At 65.8% G+C, this 19,447-nt stretch carries 21 protein-coding genes; 13 read left to right on the plus strand and 8 right to left on the minus strand.

Translation table 11 applies throughout. The features are described from left to right. The first annotated feature begins 49 nt into the window (after nucleotides 1–49). From crcB to RT513_RS11870, 8 genes are all read left to right on the plus strand, one after another. Nucleotides 50–415 carry a fluoride efflux transporter CrcB gene (gene crcB, locus RT513_RS11835; RefSeq protein ID WP_290688466.1) on the plus strand — a complete coding sequence of 122 codons (366 nt, stop codon included), beginning with the start codon at nucleotides 50–52 and terminating at the stop codon, nucleotides 413–415. Beyond that, nucleotides 412–1,461: an RluA family pseudouridine synthase gene (locus RT513_RS11840; RefSeq protein ID WP_290688464.1), complete on the plus strand. Its 1,050-nt coding sequence runs from the start codon at nucleotides 412–414 to the stop codon at nucleotides 1,459–1,461. Before crcB ends, RT513_RS11840 begins: the two co-directional genes overlap by 4 nt. After that, nucleotides 1,458–2,120 carry an HAD-IA family hydrolase gene (locus RT513_RS11845; protein WP_290688462.1) on the plus strand — a complete coding sequence of 221 codons (663 nt, stop codon included), beginning with the start codon at nucleotides 1,458–1,460 and terminating at the stop codon, nucleotides 2,118–2,120. The genes RT513_RS11840 and RT513_RS11845 overlap by 4 nt, the downstream gene beginning before the upstream one ends. After that, nucleotides 2,117–2,833 (plus strand): ATP12 family chaperone protein, encoded by a 717-nt coding sequence (locus RT513_RS11850; protein ID WP_290688460.1) that lies wholly within the window; start codon nucleotides 2,117–2,119, stop codon nucleotides 2,831–2,833. Before RT513_RS11845 ends, RT513_RS11850 begins: the two co-directional genes overlap by 4 nt. Nucleotides 2,834–3,041: 208 nt before the next feature. Next, on the plus strand, nucleotides 3,042–4,073 hold the full coding sequence (locus RT513_RS11855; protein WP_290688458.1) for an amino acid ABC transporter substrate-binding protein: 1,032 nt from the start codon (nucleotides 3,042–3,044) through the stop codon (nucleotides 4,071–4,073). A 103-nt stretch (nucleotides 4,074–4,176) separates the two neighbouring features. Next, nucleotides 4,177–5,430 carry an amino acid ABC transporter permease gene (locus RT513_RS11860; protein ID WP_409518412.1) on the plus strand — a complete coding sequence of 418 codons (1,254 nt, stop codon included), beginning with the start codon at nucleotides 4,177–4,179 and terminating at the stop codon, nucleotides 5,428–5,430. 1 nt (nucleotide 5,431) lies between these two features. Continuing rightward, entirely contained in the window at nucleotides 5,432–6,730 is a 1,299-nt protein-coding gene (locus RT513_RS11865) for an amino acid ABC transporter permease (protein ID WP_290688454.1), read from the plus strand. A 10-nt stretch (nucleotides 6,731–6,740) separates the two neighbouring features. Beyond that, nucleotides 6,741–7,508, plus strand: coding sequence for an amino acid ABC transporter ATP-binding protein (locus RT513_RS11870; RefSeq protein ID WP_088216855.1), 768 nt, complete (start codon nucleotides 6,741–6,743; stop codon nucleotides 7,506–7,508). Nucleotides 7,509–7,544: 36 nt separating this feature from the next. Here RT513_RS11870 and RT513_RS11875 read toward each other — a convergent pair whose 3' ends face one another. From RT513_RS11875 to RT513_RS11905, 7 genes are all read right to left on the minus strand, one after another. Beyond that, nucleotides 7,545–8,051: a SixA phosphatase family protein gene (locus RT513_RS11875; protein ID WP_290688452.1), complete on the minus strand. Its 507-nt coding sequence runs from the start codon at nucleotides 8,049–8,051 to the stop codon at nucleotides 7,545–7,547. Then, a complete protein-coding gene (locus RT513_RS11880; RefSeq protein WP_290688450.1) occupies nucleotides 8,048–8,734 on the minus strand; it encodes a ferredoxin in 687 nt (228 codons plus the stop codon). The genes RT513_RS11875 and RT513_RS11880 overlap by 4 nt, the downstream gene beginning before the upstream one ends. After that, entirely contained in the window at nucleotides 8,731–9,609 is an 879-nt protein-coding gene (gene argB, locus RT513_RS11885; RefSeq protein ID WP_290688501.1) for an acetylglutamate kinase, read from the minus strand. The genes RT513_RS11880 and argB overlap by 4 nt, the downstream gene beginning before the upstream one ends. An 83-nt stretch (nucleotides 9,610–9,692) precedes the next feature. Continuing rightward, a complete protein-coding gene (gene yihA / locus RT513_RS11890; RefSeq protein ID WP_290688448.1) occupies nucleotides 9,693–10,346 on the minus strand; it encodes a ribosome biogenesis GTP-binding protein YihA/YsxC in 654 nt (217 codons plus the stop codon). Between the two features lie 24 nt (nucleotides 10,347–10,370). Continuing rightward, nucleotides 10,371–11,117 (minus strand): MOSC domain-containing protein, encoded by a 747-nt coding sequence (locus RT513_RS11895; RefSeq protein WP_290688446.1) that lies wholly within the window; start codon nucleotides 11,115–11,117, stop codon nucleotides 10,371–10,373. A 9-nt stretch (nucleotides 11,118–11,126) separates the two neighbouring features. Next, a complete protein-coding gene (gene yidC, locus RT513_RS11900) occupies nucleotides 11,127–13,001 on the minus strand; it encodes a membrane protein insertase YidC (protein WP_088216859.1) in 1,875 nt (624 codons plus the stop codon). A 96-nt stretch (nucleotides 13,002–13,097) separates the two neighbouring features. Further along, nucleotides 13,098–14,006, minus strand: a complete 909-nt coding sequence (locus tag RT513_RS11905; protein ID WP_290688443.1) for an MBL fold metallo-hydrolase — start codon at nucleotides 14,004–14,006, stop codon at nucleotides 13,098–13,100. A gap of 56 nt (nucleotides 14,007–14,062) precedes the next feature. On the opposite strand from RT513_RS11905, the gene RT513_RS11910 reads away from it, so the two are divergent. The 4 genes from RT513_RS11910 to RT513_RS11925 all read left to right on the plus strand — a co-directional run bounded on the left by RT513_RS11910 (nucleotide 14,063) and on the right by RT513_RS11925 (nucleotide 16,874). Then, nucleotides 14,063–15,391: an ATP-binding protein gene (locus tag RT513_RS11910; RefSeq protein WP_088216861.1), complete on the plus strand. Its 1,329-nt coding sequence runs from the start codon at nucleotides 14,063–14,065 to the stop codon at nucleotides 15,389–15,391. Between the two features lie 66 nt (nucleotides 15,392–15,457). Further along, nucleotides 15,458–15,697 (plus strand): YdcH family protein, encoded by a 240-nt coding sequence (locus RT513_RS11915; RefSeq protein WP_088216862.1) that lies wholly within the window; start codon nucleotides 15,458–15,460, stop codon nucleotides 15,695–15,697. A 482-nt stretch (nucleotides 15,698–16,179) separates the two neighbouring features. Continuing rightward, nucleotides 16,180–16,503 (plus strand): 2Fe-2S iron-sulfur cluster-binding protein, encoded by a 324-nt coding sequence (locus RT513_RS11920; protein WP_088216863.1) that lies wholly within the window; start codon nucleotides 16,180–16,182, stop codon nucleotides 16,501–16,503. An 83-nt stretch (nucleotides 16,504–16,586) separates the two neighbouring features. Continuing rightward, the gene (locus RT513_RS11925) at nucleotides 16,587–16,874 is read left to right on the plus strand and encodes a hypothetical protein (RefSeq protein WP_290688439.1); all 288 of its coding nucleotides are present in this window, start codon (nucleotides 16,587–16,589) and stop codon (nucleotides 16,872–16,874) included. Nucleotides 16,875–17,187: 313 nt separating this feature from the next. Here RT513_RS11925 and purD read toward each other — a convergent pair whose 3' ends face one another. Next, the gene (purD, locus tag RT513_RS11930; protein WP_290688437.1) at nucleotides 17,188–18,450 is read right to left on the minus strand and encodes a phosphoribosylamine--glycine ligase; all 1,263 of its coding nucleotides are present in this window, start codon (nucleotides 18,448–18,450) and stop codon (nucleotides 17,188–17,190) included. Between the two features lie 70 nt (nucleotides 18,451–18,520). Between purD and xseA the strand changes: the two genes are divergently transcribed. Then, on the plus strand, nucleotides 18,521–19,447 hold a 927-nt coding region (xseA, locus tag RT513_RS11935; protein ID WP_290688435.1), incomplete at its 3' end, for an exodeoxyribonuclease VII large subunit.

Below are 19,447 nucleotides of genomic sequence, written 5' to 3' on the forward strand. Positions count from 1 at the left end.
ACACGGGCTGAAGGTTGACACGGGCTGGCCCACGCGCGAAGGGTCCGCGATGAACTGGACGAGCTTTCTTCAGGTGGCGCTTGGCGGCGCGGCGGGGTCAGTGCTGCGCTATGCGGCAACGCTGGGCATGGCCCGCGTGGTGCCGGGCTTTCCGCTGGGCACGATGCTCGTCAACATCGCCGGATCCTTCGTGATGGGGATGTTGGCCATGTCGATCGCGGCGCATCTGCGGCCCCTGCTGCTGACCGGCCTTCTGGGCGGGTTCACCACCTTCTCCGCCTTCTCGCTGGAGACGCTGACGCTCTGGGAAGAAGGGCGGGCGCTCTCCGCCGCGGGCTATGTTGCGGGTTCTCTCATCCTGTCGCTTCTTGCCGTTCTCGCAGGCGCGACCCTTGCGCGGAGCATGATGTCATGAGCGTGAAACTCTTTACCGTCGCGGAGGATGAGGGCGAGCAGCGGCTGGACCGCTGGCTGAAGCGCCACTTCCCCACACTGAACCAGGGGACCATCGAGAAGATGGCGCGGACGGGCCAGATCCGCGTGGACGGGGGCCGGGTGAAGGCGTCGAGCCGCGTTGCCGCCGGCATGGTTGTCCGCGTGCCGCCGATTCCCGAGGCCCCGCCTGCCGAGCGCCGCGCCCCGGAACCCCGCGTCAGCGAAAGCGACGAGGAGATGATCCGCCGCGCCGTGCTCTACAAGGACGACCACATCATCGCCATCAACAAGCCGCCGGGCCTACCGAGTCAAGGCGGCTCCGGCCTGGCCGACCGGCATGTCGATGCTCTGGCGGAGGCGTTGAAGTTCGGTCTGCCGGAGAAGCCGAAGCTCGTGCACCGGCTGGACAAGGACACCTCCGGCGTGCTGCTGCTCGCACGCACCAACCGGGCAGTGCGAGACCTGTCGGAAGCCTTCCGCTCCCGCGCGACGCGCAAGATCTACTGGGCGGCGGTGGCGGGCGTTCCCGCCCCTCGCAAGGGCACGATCCGCTACGGGCTGATCAAGGCGCCGGGTCACGGCGGGCGGGGTGAGGGGGAGCGGATGATCGCCATCCATCCCTCCAAGGTGCAGGAAACGGAGGGCGCAAAGCGCGCGACCACCGATTATGCCGTGCTGGAGAGCCTCGGCACCCGTGCCTCCTGGGTCGCGCTCGTGCCGATCACCGGACGGACGCATCAGCTTCGCGCCCATATGGCGGAGATCGGCCATCCCATCGTGGGCGACGGCAAGTATGGCGGCTCGGGGCAGGAGAACCTCGGCGATGGCTGGGGGTCGCAGCTTGGCGGGGATATCAGCCGGAAGCTGCATCTCCACGCCCGTTCGCTGTCCTTCGACCATCCGGTGACGGGCAAGCGCATCACCGTGACGGCCCCGCTGCCCGAGCATATGCAGCGCACCTGGAAGACCTTCCAGTGGGCGGAAGGAGACGTGCCTGCCGACCCCTTTGCGGAGGAGGAGGAATGACCGCGCTCCGCCTCGTCGTCTTCGACGTGGACGGCACGCTGGTGGACAGCCAGCAGGCCATCCTTGCCGGTATCGCTGCCGCCATGGCGGCGGTCGAGCGTCCCATGCCCGCGCGGGAGCAGGCGCTCTCCATCGTCGGCCTGTCGCTTCCGGTCGCGCTGGCGCGGCTGGCACCCGGGGCCGATGTGACACGGATGGTCGAGGGGTATCGCGGCGTGTTTCACGGCGACGATGCGCCCGGTGTCTCCCCCCTCTATCCCGGCGCGCGCGCAGTGCTGGACGGGCTTGCGGCGGAAGATCACACGCTGCTCGGCATTGCCACGGGCAAGGCGCGGCGGGGGCTGGACAAGCTGCTGGCGGGGCACGGCCTCACCCGGCATTTTCTGACGACGCAGGTCGCGGACGACCATCCGTCAAAGCCGCATCCCGCCATGCTGGAGGCCGCCCTGGCAGCAGCCGGCGTTGCGCCGGAACAGGCGGTGATGATCGGCGATACGAGCTTCGACATGGAGATGGGCGCTGCCGCGGGCGTTCCGGCCATCGGTGTCACCTGGGGGTATCACAGTCCCGACCGGCTGCGCGCCGCCGGGGCGGGCCTGATCGTGAGCGATTATGCCGAACTCGCGCATGCGCTGGAGCGGAGAGGGGTGGCGGCATGAGCGAGTGGCGGCCGAAGCGTTTCTGGAAGGCCACATCCGTTCGGGCGGAGGGCGATGGCTACGGCGTCACGCTGGATGACCGGCCCCTGCGGACACCCGCGCGCCAGCCGCTCCGTGTGCAGAGCCGGGCGCTTGCCGAGGCGCTTGCCGCCGAATGGGAGGCCCAGCGGGAGCATGTCGCGCCGGAGACGATGCCGCTGACGCGGATGGCCAATTCCGCGATCGACAAGGTGACGGGCCAACGGGACGCGGTGGCGGAGATCGTCGGCGACTACGGCGGAACGGACCTGCTGGCCTACCGGGCGGAAGCGCCGGCGGAACTGGTGGCGCGGCAGGCCGATCGCTGGGATCCGCTGCTCCTCTGGGCGGAGGAAGCACTGGCGGCGCCGCTGTCCGTGACGGTCGGCGTAATGTTCAACGCGCAGCCGCAGGCGACGCTCGCCCGGCTGGAGGCGCGCGTGGCGGCGCTCGATCCGTTCGAGCTTACTGCGCTCCATGATCTCGTGGCGCTCAGCGGCTCTCTCATCCTCGGGTTGGCGGTGGCGGAAGGACGGCTCGCCCCGGAGGAAGCATGGGATCTGTCGCGCCTCGATGAAGACTGGCAGGCCGAGATCTGGGGCAGGGACGCGCAGGCGGAAGCGCAGGCCGCGCGACGGCGCACCGATTTCCTGGATGCCGCCCGATTCCTGAGCCTCTACCGTCAGGCTGATTAAACTTTTCGCACATTTTTTAAGCATTTTAACCGTGAGTTTGATGTCCACTCGCGGCACATCGTCCGTAAACGACGATCCTATTGACGTTTTCAGGACGTCCCGCGCAAGATTTGCCTGCTGGGCGGCGGTTCTCGCAACGCCGTCGGACACCGGGAGGAATTCCGGGGCCAGTGCTCCGCAAGGGGCTGACCATCAGGAAAGGTAATCCATGAAAACGAAGGTATTTCTCGGCGCGCTGGCAGGGATCGGGCTGGCAGGGATCGGGCTCGCTGGCGCCGCTTCCGCCGCGACGCTTGACGATGTGAAGTCGCGCGGCGAACTGAATTGCGGAACGAACACCGGCCTTGCGGGCTTTGCCGCCCCGGATGCGAACGGCGTCTGGCAAGGTTTCGACGTGGCGTTCTGCCGTGCCGTGGCTGCCGCGGTGCTTGGCGATCCGATGAAGGTGAAGTTCGTCCCGACCACCGGCCAGACCCGCTTCACCGCGCTGGCTTCCGGGGAGATCGACGTGCTGGCCCGCGTCACCACCTGGACCTTCTCGCGCGATGTGGACCTGAAGTTCACCTTCACCGGCACCAACTACTACGACGGACAGGGCTTCCTCATCCGCAAGGACATGGGCGTGACCTCGGCCAAGGAACTGGGCGGCGCGCGCGTCTGCATCCAGACCGGGACCACGACGGAACTGAACCTCGCCGACTATTTCAAGACCAACAACATGACCTATGAGGCCAAGCCGATCGAGACGCAGGCCGAAGGCCAGCAGGCCTATCTCGCCGGCAACTGCGACGTCTATACGACGGATGCCTCCGGCCTTGCCGCGATGCGGGGAACGTTCCCTGACCCGGAAAATCACATCATCCTGCCCGAGATCATCTCCAAGGAACCGCTGGCGCTGCTGGTGCGGCAGGGCGATGATCAATGGGCCGACATCGTGCGCTGGACGCAGAACGCCCTCGTCGCGGCCGAGGAATACGGCGTGACCTCCGCCAATATCGACGAGCTGTCGAAAGCGGCGGGCGACAACCCGGAGATCAACCGGCTGCTCGGTACCGAAGGCAACCTCGGCGCGATGTTCGGGCTGGACAATCAGTGGGCCTACCGCGCCATCAAGGCCGAGGGCAACTACGGCGAGATCTTCGAGAAACACCTGGGCGAGTCGACGCCGATCGGCCTTGCGCGCGGGCTGAACGCGCAATGGACGCAGGGCGGCCTGCAATACTCTCCGCCGTTCCGCTGATCTCGGTGGGGGCGCTTCCGGAACCGGAGGCGCCCCTTTCGATTTGAGGACCACGACGCCGAAGAGCGCCGGGCCAAAATCCAGGGAGACAGCCCATAATATGGTGACGACCACAGAACAGCCGCCGCGAGGGACGTTTCGTCTGAGCATGCTGCTCTACGACACGCGTTACCGCGCGCTGACGATACAGATCATTTTCCTCATGGCGTTCATGGCGGGGGCTGCGTGGCTTGTCCACAACGCGGTCGACAACCTCCGGGCGCTCGGCAAGGATTTCAACTTCGGCTTTCTCAATGTCCGCGCGGGTTACGACATCAACCAGCGCCTGATCGAATATACCAACGACAGCACCCATGGCCGCGCCCTGCTGGTCGGGCTGATGAACACGCTGCTGCTGGCGGTGATGGGCTGCGTGACAGCGACGGTCATCGGCGTCATCGGCGGCGTACTGCGTCTTTCCAACAACTGGCTCGTCTCCCGCCTGGCGGCGATCTATGTGGAGATTTTCCGCAATGTGCCGCTCCTGATCTGGATCCTCGTGGTCTTCGCCATTTTCAGCGAGAGCATGCCCGCGCCGAACGCTTTCAGGGGCGAAAATCCGGCGGCGACGATGAAGCTGTTCGACACCATGGCAATCACCAACCGGGGCATCTATATCGCCGGGCCGATGTTCGACCGCAGCCTCGGCGCCCTTACGCTCGGGCCGTTCACGATCAGCCTCAATTTTCTGGCCGTGCTGGCGGCGCTGGTCATCGGCTGGCTGATCCACCGCGCGCTCAGCCGGAATGCGGAGACGGTGCAGAACGCAACGGGCCGCAGACCTGTCATCTGGTGGAAGAGCCTGCTGGGTTTCGTGGTGCCGTTCGTCGCCGTGCTCTACGCGCTCGGCTTTCACCTAGACCGGCCGTCGCTGCAGGGGTTCAACTTTCAGGGCGGCATCTACATGCGGGATTCGCTCATCGCCATGTGGATCGCGCTTTCGCTCTATACCGGCGCCTTCATCACGGAGACGGTGCGCGGCGGTATTCTGGCCGTGCCACGCGGCCAGTCGGAAGCGGCAGCCGCCCTCGGTCTGCGCCCGTCGCGGACGATGCGGCTCGTGATCCTTCCGCAGGCGCTGCGGGTTATCATTCCGCCGCTGATCTCCCAGTATCTGAACCTGACCAAGAACACCTCTCTGGCACTTGCCGTCGGCTACATGGACCTTCGCTCCACCTTAGGGGGGATCACCCTCAATCAGACGGGGCGGGAGTTGGAGGCCATGATGCTCATGATGCTCATCTATCTCGTGATCTCTCTGGTGATCTCGGGCGCGATGAACCTCTACAACAGCACCGTCAAGCTGAAGGAGCGATAGGATGAGCGACACTTCCTTCGTCCGCAAGCATATGCTGGAGCCGGAGCATCCCCCCGCGCGGGAGCGGGGGGCGGTGAAATGGCTGCGGGAGAACCTGTTCTCCGGCCCGGTCAACATCATCCTTACGGTGATCGCGCTTTACATCTGTTACCTGATCCTCGCCGCGGTCGGCCCCTGGCTGGCGCGTTCCGTCTGGCACGGCAGCTCTCTGACGGAGTGCCGGCAAATCATCGCCGAACGCTATGGTCCCGGCGTCACCGGTGCCTGTTTTGCGGTGATTAGCGAACGCTGGAACCAGCTTCTGTTCGGCTTCTATCCGCGACAGCTCTACTGGCGACCGACGCTGGCGATGATGCTGCTCCTGGTCGCCATCGCGCCGATCCTCTTCAATCGGATGCCGCGAGCGCTGCTGTATTTCACGCCGATCTATCCCGCGGTCGCCTATTGGCTGCTGTGGGGCGGGACGCTGTGGTATCCGCTGGCGGTGATGGCCGGGCTGGCGCTCGTCATACCTGCCTTCCGGCTGGGCGAGCGGTTCAGTACGCCGACAGGTCTGCTGGCGGCGGTCGTGGTGCCGCTGCTGTGGTGGGGGTTCGCGCAGCAGTGGGTGGTGGCGGGGCTTTCCTCCGTTCTGCCTCTGACGCTGACCTATGTGCCCTCCAACAGTTTCGGCGGCTTCATGCTCTCCATCATCATCGGTGTGACGGGGATCGCGCTTTCGCTGCCGCTGGGCATCTTGCTCGCGCTGGGACGGCAATCCGATCTGTTCATCGTCAAGACGATCTGCGTGGGCTTCATCGAGTTCATTCGTGGCGTGCCGCTCATCACGCTGCTTTTTACGGCATCGCTGCTGCTGAACTACTTCCTGCCGCCCGGAACGAACTTCGACATCATCCTGCGCGTCGTCATCATGGTGACGCTTTTCGCCGCCGCCTATATGGCGGAGGTGATCCGGGGCGGGCTCGCGGCCCTGCCTCGCGGGCAGTATGAGGCGGCGGACGCCCTCGGGCTCGATTACTGGCAGGCCCAGCGGCTCATCATCATGCCGCAGGCCCTGAAGATCTCCATCCCCGGCATCGTCAACACCTTCATCGGGCTGTTCAAGGATACGACGCTCGTCGTCTTCATCGGTCTGCTCGATCCGATCGGGCTGTCGAACTCCATCCGGGCCAACCAGAGCTGGAACGGCATCTATTGGGAGCTGTTCATCTTCATCGGCCTTTGCTTCTTCATCTTCTGCTTCGGCATGTCGCGCTACTCCCTGTATCTGGAGCGGCGGCTGAAGACGGACCACCGCTAGGAGAGACCCCATGTGCGCCACGCCCGCGCGGCAGCCCGCGTCCGACATCGCCGTCCAGATCGTCAAGATGAACAAGTGGTACGGCCAGTTTCACGTTCTGCGCGACATCGACCTGACCGTTGCGAAGGGGGAAAAGATCGTGATTGCCGGCCCATCGGGCTCCGGCAAATCCACGCTGATCCGCTGCATCAACCGGCTGGAGGAGCATCAGTCAGGCAAGATCATCGTCGATGGCACGGAACTCACCAACGACCTGAAGAACATCGACAAGGTGCGCTCGGAAGTCGGCATGGTGTTCCAGCACTTCAACCTGTTTCCGCACCTGACCATTCTGGAGAACTGCACCCTCGCGCCGATCTGGGTGCGCAAGGTGCCGAAGAAGGAGGCGGAGGAGACGGCGATGCACTTCCTGCACAAGGTGAAGATCCCTGAGCAGGCGAGCAAGTATCCCGGCCAGCTTTCGGGCGGTCAGCAGCAGCGGGTGGCCATCGCCCGCTCGCTCTGCATGCGGCCGCGGATCATGCTGTTCGACGAGCCGACCTCAGCGCTCGACCCGGAAATGATCAAGGAGGTGCTGGACACCATGATCGAACTAGCGAACGAGGGGATGACCATGCTCTGCGTCACCCATGAGATGGGCTTTGCGCAGGCAGTGGCCGACCGGGTGATCTTCATGGATCAGGGGCAGATCGTGGAGCAGAACAACCCGACGGAGTTCTTCAACAATCCCCAGTCGGAACGGACGAAGCTGTTCCTTAGCCAGATCCTCGGCCACTGAATCCTAGGCCGATGAATCCTAGGCCGATGAACCCGGCTATCGCTCCAGATCACGGGGCGTGACGAAATCCACGGTGCGACCGCTGCGGGGCACTATGTCCTTCCAGCGGTCCTCCTCAAAGTCCACGATCAGCGTCGCGCCCGTGGGGTAACGACCGAAGTCGCGATGCACCGGCGGATCCGAAACGATCCGCTGGGCAAACTCGCCAATCCCGGGATTGTGGCCGATCAAAGCGACGACCGGGGCTTCCGCCTGACGGAGCAGGGAGAGAAGCAACGCAGGCTCCGCATGATAGAGTTCCGGTACAAGATGCAGCGCCTCCGGCTCCGGCAGATGCTGGGCCATCCGCTCCCATGTCTGCCGGGTGCGCATTGCGGTGGAGCAGAGGACCTGCTGCGGAAGATAGCCGGTTTCGGCAAGCCACTGCCCGATATCCGTGGCCGCCTGCTGCCCCCGGTTGTTGAGCTTGCGGTCGAAATCAGCGGCGGTCGGGTCTCCCCAACTGGATTTTGCGTGGCGGGTGAGGATCAGGCGGAGCGTCATGATTGGGGATCATATCCTGCCCGCGGAAAAGCGGAAGGATGGAACTGCATCATGTGATAGGCGGATTGCTCGGCGAGCCTGCCGTAACTTTGCGACAGCGGGCAGGAGCGCCGGACGGCGCAGCCGCTGGCAAGATTGTCCTGCCCTTCCTTCGTGTCGAGATAGGCGTGGCAGCGATCCAGATCATAGCCCTCTCCCGTCAGTGCGCGTGCGGGACAGGCGGTGAGGCACGGCCGCTCACAGGCATCGCAGGGCCGGGGGGAGGGCGGCGGCAGCGCGACAGGCTCCCGCAGCGCCAGCGCGCCGCGATAGGACACCATCAGTCCCGCAGTGTCATGCACAAGCAGGGTGACGGGAGAGGTGAAGGCACGCCCGGAGCGCAGCGCCCAGCGGGTGAACGGCTTCCATGGCGGCCCGCCGAAGGGGAAATACGCCTTGGCCCGGAGATCGCAGGCCATCCGCCCGATGACCCGCCGCGACCAGCGGTCCAGAGGATCGGGACGACCGTCGCCGAACTCCGGTTCCGCCGTCACATGGCGCCAGAATCCGGGCTCTGCCGGGCCAAGCAGCAGCAGCGTGCCGGTCCCGTCGGGCAGGCCGTCCTCCGGCAGCGGTCGAAAGCCGCCGAAGATCGCAAGCCGATGCCGGGCCGCGATCTCCGCCACCTCGGCCCGGGTTGTCACCGCCGACGCGGCTTGAAGCGCGGTTCCGTAGAGCGGATCAGCGTGCCCGCGCCGTGTTCGGTGAACAGTTCCAGAAGGCAGGCATTGGGTTGCCGCCCATCCAGAATCACCGCCGCGCGGACGCCGCCCTCGATGGCCTCCAGCGCGGTCTGGGTCTTGGGAATCATGCCGCCGGAGATCACGCCCTCATCCGTCATGCGCTTCACATCCTCGGGCGAAAGCTGGGTCAGGACGTTGCCGTTCGCATCCTTGACGCCCGATACATCGGTCAGCAGCAGCAGACGATCCGCTTTCAGCGCCGCCGCGATCGCCCCCGCCGCTGTATCACCGTTGACGTTGAAGGTCTCGTTGTCGTCGGTGCCCGTCGCGACAGGAGCCACCACCGGGATGATCCCGGCGGCGAACAGGTCCTGGAGCACCTGCACGTTCATCTCCACTGGACGGCCGACGAAGCCCAGTTCCGGGTCATCGGCCACGCAGACCATCAGGTCGTCGTCCTTGCCGGACAGACCCACCGCGCGACCGCCCTCGTCATTGATCGCCTGCACGATCCGCTTGTTGACGAGGCCGGAGAGCACCATCTCCACCACTTCCACGGTGGCCTTGTCCGTCACCCGCTTGCCCCGCACGAAACGGGATTCGATGCCCAGACGCTTCAGCAGGTCGTTGATCTGCGGGCCGCCGCCATGCACCACGACGGGGTTCACACCCACCTGCCGCATCAGCACGATGTCGCGCGCGAATTCCGCCATCGCCTCATCGTCGCCCATGGCGTTGCCGCCAAACTTCACCACCACGATGGCGTCGTTGTAGCGCTGGAGGTAGGGCAGCGCTTCCGAAAGCGTCTGCGCGGTTGCAATGGGATCGCGGACCACCTGTTTCCTCACCATTCCTGTCTCCCGTAGGCTTCGAGCCCTGCCTAGTGGTTTCGTGGCAGCGTGCCAAGACCCGCGTCTTGCTACTCCAGCGTCGCGATGATTGCGCGAAGCGTTTCTATTCCCTCACCCTTTTCAGAGGATGTGACGATGATCTCCGGGTAGGCGGCAGGGTGTTTGGCGAGCGCCTTTCGCACCTGGGCCAGCACCTTTTCTCGCTCCGGGGCAAGGATCTTGTCCACCTTCGTCAGCACAACCTGAAAGGTCACGGCGGAGCGGTCGAGCAGCGTCAGGATTTCCTCGTCCACCGCCTTGATGCCGTGGCGTGCGTCGATCAGCACGAAGGCGCGGCGGAGGGTGGCGCGGCCCGACAGATAGGCCTTCAGCAGTGCCTGCCACTTTCTTACCGTGGCGACGGGCGCCTCGGCGAAGCCATAGCCGGGAAGATCGACGAGGTAGTGATCCTCTCCCGCCGTGAAATAGTTGATCTCCTGCGTCCTCCCCGGCGTGTTGGAGGCCCGCGCCAGCGCCTTGCGGCCGGTCAGCGCATTGATGAGGGAGGACTTGCCCACGTTGGACCGCCCGGCAAAGCACACTTCCAGCCGGTCGGCGGGGGGCAACCCGTCCATCGCGACGACGCCCTTCAGGAAATCCACCGGTCCGGCGAAAAGCAGACGCCCGCGTTCGCGCGCCGCGTCTTCCGGCTCCGGGGCAAGGGTAAAGGTCAGGTCGGTCATGGGAAACTCTCGATCAGAATGCGGTCAGGTCAGTTCCACGCGGTCGCCCGGCCCGACGGTGCCGCCTTCCAGCACCACGGCATAGACGCCGAAGTCCTGCACGCTCACCAACTCGCGGAGGCCTTTCAGCGTATCGGCATCGACCTTGCCCGTGGCGGGGTTGGCGGTGGTCGCCTTGCACCGCCCGATGCGGTCCACGACGCGGAGCCGGGCGGAACCGATGCGGAGGTCGCGCCCGATCCAGTTCACCTCTTCCCACGCGGGCAGATCGTCCAGCCAGACGTTGCCGCGCCAGCGGTGAATGGAAAGGTCCGTGCCCATATGGGCCGACAGGGCGGCATTGGAGGCGAGGTTCTTCAGCGACACGGTCGGGAGCTGGCTGTCCGTCATCCCCCGTCCGGCGGAGACGAGCGCCACCGGCTGCATCGGAGGCTCCGGGCTGATCGGGCGCACCCAGTCGAGAAAGCGTTCCGCCTCCGTCACGGGGTCGAAGTCGATCGGGCCAAGGTCGGGATGGTCGAGCGCGAGCCGCCCCGTCGTCTCATCGAACCGCGCGGTGATCGCCATCAGCGCAGGCGTGCGCGCGCCGCGTTCGAAGTTCGCGCAGGGCATCCACCTCGGAGCGCCGGTATCGAACTTGGACATGCCGTGGGTCACGGCCCAGTGCCGGTCGAAGGGAAGGCACTCCGCCTCCGAAAGCAGAACGGACGCGAGTTCTTCGCGTCCGTGAGCCTTGATGGGGTGGCGGTAGAGATGGGCGATGGTCGCCATATACCGGTCCTACTTCTTGGCGGGCTTCTTGTCCGCCGGTTTCGCCGACTTGTTCGCGACGGGGGTGGCGGGTTTCTTTCGCCTGAAACTCGCCTTTATGTTCCCGAACAGGTCCACTCTCGCCCCGTGGCTGCGCATGATGGCATATTGCTGGACGAAGGTGATGACGTTGTTGGTGATCCAGTAAAGCACAAGACCGCTCGCGAAGGATCCCAGCATGAACATGAACACCCAGGGCATCCAGGCAAAGATCATCGCCTGCGTCGGGTCCGGCGGCGCCGGGTTCAGCTTCTGCTGGAACCACATGGAGATGCCGAGGAAGATCGGCAGCATGCCGAGGAAGATCGTCGCCATCAGGGTCCCGTGCATGGGTGCCGCCCAAGGCAGGAGACCGAACAGGTTGTAGAGCGACGACGGGTCCGGGGCCGAGAGGTCGCGGATCCAGCCGATCCAGGGCGCATGGCGAAGCTCGATGGTGACGAAGATCACCTTGTAGAGCGAGAAGAAGATCGGGATCTGCACCAGCACGGGCAGACAGCCCGCCGCCGGATTGACCTTCTTCTCCTTGTAGAGCGCCATCATCCCCTGCTGGAGCTTCATCCGGTCGTCGCCGACCTGCTCCTTCAGCTTCTCCATCTCCGGCTGAAGCTCTTTCATCCGGGCCATGGAGACGTAGGACTTGTAGGCGAGCGGAAGCACCAGCGCCTTCAGCACGAAGGTCAGCGCGATGATGGACCAGCCCATGTTGCCGATGAAACCGTGCAGCCAGTGCAGCAGCCAGAAGATCGGCTTGGTCAGGAAGAAGAACCAGCCCCAGTCGATCACGTCGATGAAGCGGTCAACGCCGACGTCATTCTGATAATGACGGATCGTTTCCCACTCCTTCGCGCCGGCGAAGAGCATGGTGGAGGAACTGCCGGTTTCCCCTGCCGCGATGGTCAGCGTGGGGAGGCGGGCCTCTGTCTGATAGACGCTCGACTGATCGGAATACTTGGCGACGGCGGTGAAGCTCTGCCCCGGCATGGGAACCAGCGTTGTCATCCAGTATTTGTCGGTAAAGCCGATCCAGCCGTTGGCGCTGACATCGACCGTTTCTGCCCGGGCACCGCCTTCACGGTCGGAGCGGGGCAGGTCGGCCATCTTCTTGTATTTGATCTCGGTCAGCTTGCCGTCCGCCATCTGCACGACGCCTTCGTGCAGGATGAAGAAGTTCTGCAGATCGGCCGGCAGCCCGTGGCGCGCGACGATGCCGTAAGGGGCAAGCCGCACTTCCGCCCCGGTATTGTTCTCGACCGACTGGGTGACGGTGAACATGTAGTTCTCGTCGATCGCCATCTTCTGATGGAAGACGAGGCCCTGACCGTTGTCCCAGACAAGCTCCACCGGCGCTCCGACGCCCAGCCTGTCGCCGGAGGCCAGCGTCCAGGGCGTGTTCGGTCCCGGCATCTGCGCATAGTCGAGCGTGCCGCCCGGCGCCCAGCCGTAGAGCGCGTAGTATGCCCCCTGCGCGCCGATCGGGGAGAGCAGCCGCACATACGGGCTGGTCTCGTCCAGCGTCTGACGATAGCCGGTCAGTTCCAGATCGTCGATCCGGCCCCCCACCAGCGAGACGCTGCCCGCAAGGCGGGGCGTCTCGATCGCCAGCCGCGGCGCGGTCTCCGGCGTCGCCTGCGCGGACGTGCCGGGTGCGGTGCCGGGAGCGACGCCCGGCGTGGTGCCGGGTTGGGCTGTCGGCGGGGGCAACACCCCTTCCACCTGTTGCGTCACCGCATCTGGCGTGGTCGGCTGCACCTGATCGGCGGGCGGAAACAGCAGAAACCACACCACGATCACGATGAAGCTCAGGACGGATGCGATGATGAGGTTCTTGTTCTGATCGTCCATCACGGACTTCCACCTGTCGTGCCTTTGGAATCAGGGCCGGTTCAACAGGCCGACCGGGCAAAGGTCAAGCAGATTTCCCCGAATCGGCCCTCGTGGTCACTTCCGGGAGAGGTGAAAGGCGGTGTCCGGCCTGATCGCGCCCTCCGGCCGGGCCACGCCGCGCTCCGCAAGGTCGATCAGATGGGCGAGGACATTGCGCTCCGCCGCATGCATGAGGGGGGCGGGCGTGTCGGTATAGATCGTTGCGGCGATGCTGCGGGCGGTGCTCTCGCCTGCCTCCAGCGCCGCGCGGATCTGCCGCTCCCGCATCCGGCGATGATCGCGGAGCCAGCCGATCCGCGCGGCGGCGTCGGTGACCGGTGCGCCGTGGCCGGGCAGGAACACCGCCTCCGCCTGCGGCATCAGCCGGTCGAGAGAGGCCATGTAGGCCCCCATGTCGCCATCCGGCGGCGAGACGATGGAGGTGGCCCAGCCCATCACCTGATCGCCCGACAACACGAACCCGCCCCACAGGAAACTCAGGTGATTGCCAAAATGTCCGGGCGTGTGCAGCGCGCGGAGCGGCTGCCCGCCGGCAAGGATTTCCGCCCCGTCGGCCAATTCCTCATCCGGGGCGAAGGTCGGATCCGCCCCTTCACCGCCATCGGACATGCCCGCCGCGACCAGCCCCTCCATCGTTTCGCTCCGGCCCGCTGCGCTGTCGCCGAAGGCGGTGACAGGGGCGCTCACTTCCGCCGCCAGCCGCGCGGCGAGCGCGGAGTGATCGACATGGCTGTGGGTGACGAGGATCCGCTCGATCCGCTCTCCGGGCCGCAGGGCTTCCAGGATCGCGGCAAGGTGGCGTTCGTCGTCGGGGCCGGGATCGACCAGCGTCACGCGCCCCTCACCCAGCAGGTAGGTGTTCGTGCCGCGATAGGTCATGGCCGAGGGGTTCGGTGCGACGATGCGGCGCAACCCCGGCGCCAGTGTCTCGGGCGCGCCCGCCGTCGGATTGAAATCGTCCATCTCCGTCCTCTCTACAGCCTCTGGCCATTCTCCCTGACCCGTCCTAGGGTTCTGGCATGGATTTCGGCTGGTTGAAACGGATGATGCCCCGCGGTCTCTATGGCCGGGCCGCGCTCATCCTGATCGTGCCGGTGGTGACCATCCAGCTCGTCGTCTCCGTCACCTTCATCCAGCGGCATTTCGAGGGTGTCACCCGCCAGATGACCCGCAGCGTGGCGAGCGAGGTGACTTTCGTCGCGGCGATGGTCAATGCCGCCTCCTCGCTGCAAGAGGCGCAGCGCCGGGTGGGCGAGGTGATGGGGCCGCTGGAACTCGGTGTCACGCTGCCCGCGCCCAATGCCCCCCGAACCAACGAGCGTGTCTGGATCGATTTCTCCGGCCGGGTCGTGACCGCCACGTTCGAGCAGGCGGTGCCGAATATCACCGGTGTTCATCTGCTGGATGAGGAAAAGGCGGTGCGCATCGGGTTGCAGACCCGCTACGGGCCGATGGAGGTGCGGATGACGCGCCTTCGCGTATCCGCCTCCAACCCGCACCAGCTTCTGGTGCTGATGGTCTCCACCTCCATCCTGATGACGGCGGTGGCCTATCTGTTCCTGCGCAACCAGCTTCGCCCGATCAAGCGCATGGCCGCGGCGGCGGAGGCCTTCGGCAAGGGCCAGAGCGTCCGCTTCCGGCCCACGGGCGCCGCCGAGGTCCGCTCCGCAGGGCGGGCCTTTCTGGAGATGCGGGACCGGATCGAACGGCAGATCGAGCAGCGGACCCTGATGCTCTCCGGCGTGAGCCACGACCTGCGCACCCCGCTCACCCGGCTGAAACTCGGCCTCTCGCTGGTCGATGACGGTAGCGAGGAGGTGGAGGAGTTGCAGCGCGACGTGAAGGACATGGAGGTGATGCTGGACAGCTTCCTCGCCTTCGCGCGGGGGGATGCGCTTGAGGATCCGGTGCCGACCGACCCCGCCGAGCTTCTGGAGCGCGTGGTGGCGGATGCGGAACGCGCGGGCCAGAAGGTCACCATCGGCCATCTGCGCGGACGGATGGAGCCGGTGCCGCTCCGCCCGATGGCGGTTGAGCGGGCGCTGCACAACCTCATCGGCAACGCTGTCCGATATGGCACGCAGGCGGAGCTGTCGCTCGACATCTCCGACCGGACGGTGTGCTTCACGGTGGAGGACGACGGGCCCGGCATTCCCGAGGAAAGCCGTGGCGCGGCATTGCGCGCGTTCTCCCGGCTCGACTCGTCACGCAATCAGGACCGGGGGACGGGGGTGGGGCTTGGCCTCGCCATCGCCGCCGATATCGCGCGAAGCCACGGCGGGCGGCTGAAGCTTGGAGAGAGCAGCCGTTTCGGTGGGCTCCGGGCGGAGATCGAGCTGGCCCGCTGATCCGTTCGCCTTGCTCTTTGCCCGCACGCGATTACCTGACAAGCGAACCATCCGAGGAGAGACGTCATGTCCAATACGCCCCACACGCTCGAGGAAGAATTCCCCGACCGGATCGAAGCCATTCACGCGCGAAAGGCGAAGGACGCGGTCTTTGCCCTGCTGCTGAAACAGTATGACGAGGTGAACGACGCGGTTCATCTCGCCGAAACCCGCGTCACCCCGATGAGCGAGGAAGCGGAGGAGGAACTCCGCCGCAAGAGGCTCGTCATCAAGGACGAGATCGTCCGGTCGCTCGAACAGGAGTGACGGGCGGGACATGCGGTCGCCCCGCCGAAGCGGCGGCCGCACCCCGCGCGCCGTGAACATGTCCGCCCGGGCATCTGGCGGGCTGCCGAGAAAGCCGGGCACCCCCCGGTCTTGCATTGATCCGGTCTTGCGTTGACCCGCTCTTGCGTTGAAATGCGGAACATCTGTCCGGTCAGGCACCAAAACGTGCGGTTTCCGGGACGCTCCCCAACAATGTGGGGAAGATCTCCGCCCCAGAGCGACCGCCGAATGCTTTTTCAGCAGTTTTTCAGCAGCCTGTACCGATTCCGGACAGGGGCTCGGGGGCCGGCTGGGTGTTTGCGGTCGTCCGGGAGCTGACCGCTGGGCTGACCTCCGCGGCTGTCCTCCCGGAGCGCGTCCGCCGGCGTGGAGCCGGACCGGGGGCTGGTGCAAGCGTCCGGCCTGTCCTATGTCGGGTGTCTCCCCCCTTGGGCTGCGGCCCGGACTTCAGGCAGGACGCGATGGCGAAGATCACCTATATCGAAGCGAATGGCACCGAACATGTCGTGGACGTGCCGAACGGCCTTACCGTGATGGAAGGCGCGCGGGATAACGACATTCCGGGGATCGAGGCCGATTGCGGAGGGGCCTGTGCCTGTTCCACCTGCCACGTCTATGTCGCCCCCGACTGGGTAGATCGCCTGCCCGCCAAGGATCCGATGGAGGAGGACATGCTGGACTTCGCTTGGCAGCCCGATCCCGTCCGTTCCCGCCTGACCTGCCAGATCAAGGTGACGGAAGCGCTGGATGGCCTTGTCGTCAATATGCCCGAGAAGCAGATCTGATCCACCGGCCTCGTCTCCCGGCTCTCGTCGCGCGCGGGCAGCGAATGTCTTTGACTGTGCCACGATGACATGTGAGCGGGTCGGTGGCGGTGGCGGTGGCGGTGGCGGTGGCGGTGGCGGTGGCGGTGTCGGTGTCGGTGTCGGCTTTGCTGGCCCGCGCCGGCCGCAGATTACGCAGCGGATCGGGGCAGATCATCTACGTACCGTTCCACCCCGGATGCCGGGGCGAGGAGGGCATGGATTTTCGCGATTCGGGTGACCGTGATTCAAATGACCCCGATTCAGGTGACGGGGGCGGATGGTGCCGATGGCCCGGACCGGTTTATGGCTTGGCCGTATTCTCTAACAGGCTGATGAAAAAGGCTTTTTAGCCTGTGTTGGAGCGGAAATCGTTCGCCATCTGACGAAATCCAGCCGGAAATCCATATACTTTCGGGCGTTTCCGGGCCGGTTTTTCCATTTCCGGCACATAGGCATGACACTTCAGGGCTTTTTCAGCAGCCTGTTAACGTTCGCGTTTGCGGCAGGATCTGCGGGTATTGTCGGTGTTCTGGGTCAGCGTTCTGGGTGGGCGTTCCGGGACGGCGCTCTGCTCCCGAAGTGCATTGATCGGTAGCCATCCACTCCGGGGGAACGCGACGCTCCGCCCGCCGGTGACGCGCCCGCCGTCTCAGAGGCTGCGCATCAGAGCGCGCGCCAGCCGATGTCATGACGGCAAAAGCCCTCCGGCCAGTCCACCCGCTCCACCATCGCATAGGCCCGCTCCCGCGCCTCCGCCAGTGTCGCGCCCCTTGCGGTGAGGTTCAGCACCCGCCCGCCATTGGCGAGGATGCGCCCCTCCCGCTCCACCGTGCCCGCGTGAAAGCACATGCGGGAACTGTCGGACGGCAGCGCGTCCAGCCCGCGGATCTCCGTGCCCTTCACGTAATCGCCGGGATAGCCGTCTGCGGCCATTACCACGGTCAGCGCGTGGTCATCGGCCCAGCCGACCGTCATTTCCGCAAGACGCCCTTCGGCAGCGGCGTGGAGCAGGTCCAGCGCCTGCGCCCCGAGCCGCATCATCAGCACCTGACATTCCGGGTCGCCGAAACGGACGTTGTATTCCACAAGCCGCGCGCGGCCGTCCTTGATCATCAACCCGGCATAGAGGACGCCCCGAAACGGCGTGCCGCGCCGCGCCATCTCTGCCATGGTGGGTTTCACGATCTCCTCCAGCGCCTGCCGCTGGATCGCCGCGCTGAGCACGGGGGCGGGGGAATAGGCGCCCATGCCGCCGGTATTGGGGCCGGTATCGCCATCGCCCACGCGCTTGTGATCCTGCGCGGTGCCGACTGGAAGCACCGTCTCCCCGTCGCAGAGGATGAAGAAGGAGGCTTCCTCCCCCTCCATGAATTCCTCGATGACGACCTCCGCGCCGGCCTCCCCGAACTGGCCGCCGAACATGTCCTCGATGGCGTCCTCGGCCTCCGCGAGCGCCATGGCGACGACGACGCCCTTGCCTGCTGCAAGGCCGTCCGCCTTCACCACGATGGGCGCGCCGGTCTGCCGCACATAGGCAAGGGCGGCCTCCCGCTCCGTAAAGCGGGCATAGCCTGCGGTGGGTGCATGGGCGGCGTCACAGATCTCCTTGGTGAAGGCCTTGGAGGCTTCCAGCCGCGCGGCGGCGGCAGACGGGCCGAAAGTCAGAAACCCGGCGGCGCTCAGCGCATCCGCGATCCCGGCGGCCAGCGGAGCCTCAGGCCCGACGACCACGAAGTCGATGGCATTCGCCTCGCAGAATTCGAGCACGTCGGCCGCGTCGAGAATGTCGATCGCCGCCGTCTCCGCCAGTTCCGCGATGCCTGCGTTACCGGGTGCGACGATGAGCCGGTCGCATTTCGGGTTCTGCTTGATCGCCCAGGCCAGCGCATGTTCGCGCCCGCCGCCGCCCAGTATCAGGATGTTCATGTCTCGGCCCGTTCCGTTCGGTTGGCGGGCGTTCTAAGATGGCCGCGCCCCTTGAGCAAGCGAGTGTGACGTGTCCGACCTGTTTGAAGATCCCGAACCCCGGGATGAGCCCCGCCGGAATGAGCCGGAATTCAGCGTCTCCGAACTGTCGGGAGCGGTCAAACGCTCTATCGAGGGTGGGTTTTCCCATGTCCGTGTGCGCGGAGAGGTGGGGCGTGTCGTGGTGGCGCGCACGGGTCATGTCTATTTCGACCTGAAGGACGACAAGGCGACGCTGGCGTCCATCTGCTGGAAAGGCACGGCCTCCCGGCTCACGGTGATGCCGGAGGAAGGGATGGAGGTGGTGGCCACGGGGCGGCTCACCACTTTCGCCCAGCAGTCGAAATACCAGATGGTGGTGGAGGACGTGGCCCCCGCCGGTGTCGGCGCGCTCATGGCGATGCTGGAGAAGCGTCGCGCGCAGTTGCAGGCCGAGGGGTTGTTCGACCCCGCCCGCAAGAAGCAGATCCCCTTCCTGCCGGAGGTGATCGGCGTGGTGACATCGCTTCAGGGGGCGGTGATCCGGGATATCCTGCACCGTCTGCGCGACCGCTTTCCGCGCCGCGTGCTGATCTGGCCGGTCGCCGTACAGGGCAAGGACTGCGCCCCCCAGGTTGCCGCCGCGATCCGCGGCTTCAACGCGCTTTCCGCAGGTGGCCCGATTCCCCGGCCCGATCTGCTGATCGTCGCGCGCGGGGGGGGCTCCATCGAGGACCTTTGGGGCTTCAACGAGGAGGAGGTGGTGCGCGCCGCCGCGGCCTCCCGCATTCCGCTGATCTCCGCCGTCGGGCATGAGACGGATACGACGCTGATAGATTTCGCCTCCGACCGCCGTGCGCCGACGCCGACCGCGGCTGCCGAGATGGCGGTTCCGGTGCGGCTGGACCTGCTTGCGGCGGTGGAAGGGCAGGGCGCGCGGCTCCTGCGCGCGGCGGGGCAGGGGGTTGCCCTGCGCGGG

Source organism: Haematobacter sp. (assembly GCF_032102465.1).
GTDB lineage: Bacteria > Pseudomonadota > Alphaproteobacteria > Rhodobacterales > Rhodobacteraceae > Haematobacter.

Coding starts and splice junctions, on each gene's coding strand:
- RT513_RS11865 (WP_290688454.1), top strand. CDS start 5,432: ATGAGCGACACTTCCTTCGTCCGCAAGCATATGCTGGAGCCGGAGCAT.
- RT513_RS11910 (WP_088216861.1), top strand. CDS start 14,063: ATGGATTTCGGCTGGTTGAAACGGATGATGCCCCGCGGTCTCTATGGC.
- RT513_RS11920 (WP_088216863.1), top strand. CDS start 16,180: ATGGCGAAGATCACCTATATCGAAGCGAATGGCACCGAACATGTCGTG.
- RT513_RS11895 (WP_290688446.1), bottom strand. CDS start 11,117: ATGGCGACCATCGCCCATCTCTACCGCCACCCCATCAAGGCTCACGGA.
- yihA (WP_290688448.1), bottom strand. CDS start 10,346: ATGACCGACCTGACCTTTACCCTTGCCCCGGAGCCGGAAGACGCGGCG.
- RT513_RS11905 (WP_290688443.1), bottom strand. CDS start 14,006: ATGGACGATTTCAATCCGACGGCGGGCGCGCCCGAGACACTGGCGCCG.
- crcB (WP_290688466.1), top strand. CDS start 50: ATGAACTGGACGAGCTTTCTTCAGGTGGCGCTTGGCGGCGCGGCGGGG.
- RT513_RS11840 (WP_290688464.1), top strand. CDS start 412: ATGAGCGTGAAACTCTTTACCGTCGCGGAGGATGAGGGCGAGCAGCGG.
- RT513_RS11875 (WP_290688452.1), bottom strand. CDS start 8,051: ATGACGCTCCGCCTGATCCTCACCCGCCACGCAAAATCCAGTTGGGGA.
- RT513_RS11850 (WP_290688460.1), top strand. CDS start 2,117: ATGAGCGAGTGGCGGCCGAAGCGTTTCTGGAAGGCCACATCCGTTCGG.
- RT513_RS11855 (WP_290688458.1), top strand. CDS start 3,042: ATGAAAACGAAGGTATTTCTCGGCGCGCTGGCAGGGATCGGGCTGGCA.
- RT513_RS11845 (WP_290688462.1), top strand. CDS start 1,458: ATGACCGCGCTCCGCCTCGTCGTCTTCGACGTGGACGGCACGCTGGTG.
- purD (WP_290688437.1), bottom strand. CDS start 18,450: ATGAACATCCTGATACTGGGCGGCGGCGGGCGCGAACATGCGCTGGCC.
- RT513_RS11915 (WP_088216862.1), top strand. CDS start 15,458: ATGTCCAATACGCCCCACACGCTCGAGGAAGAATTCCCCGACCGGATC.
- yidC (WP_088216859.1), bottom strand. CDS start 13,001: ATGGACGATCAGAACAAGAACCTCATCATCGCATCCGTCCTGAGCTTC.
- RT513_RS11870 (WP_088216855.1), top strand. CDS start 6,741: ATGTGCGCCACGCCCGCGCGGCAGCCCGCGTCCGACATCGCCGTCCAG.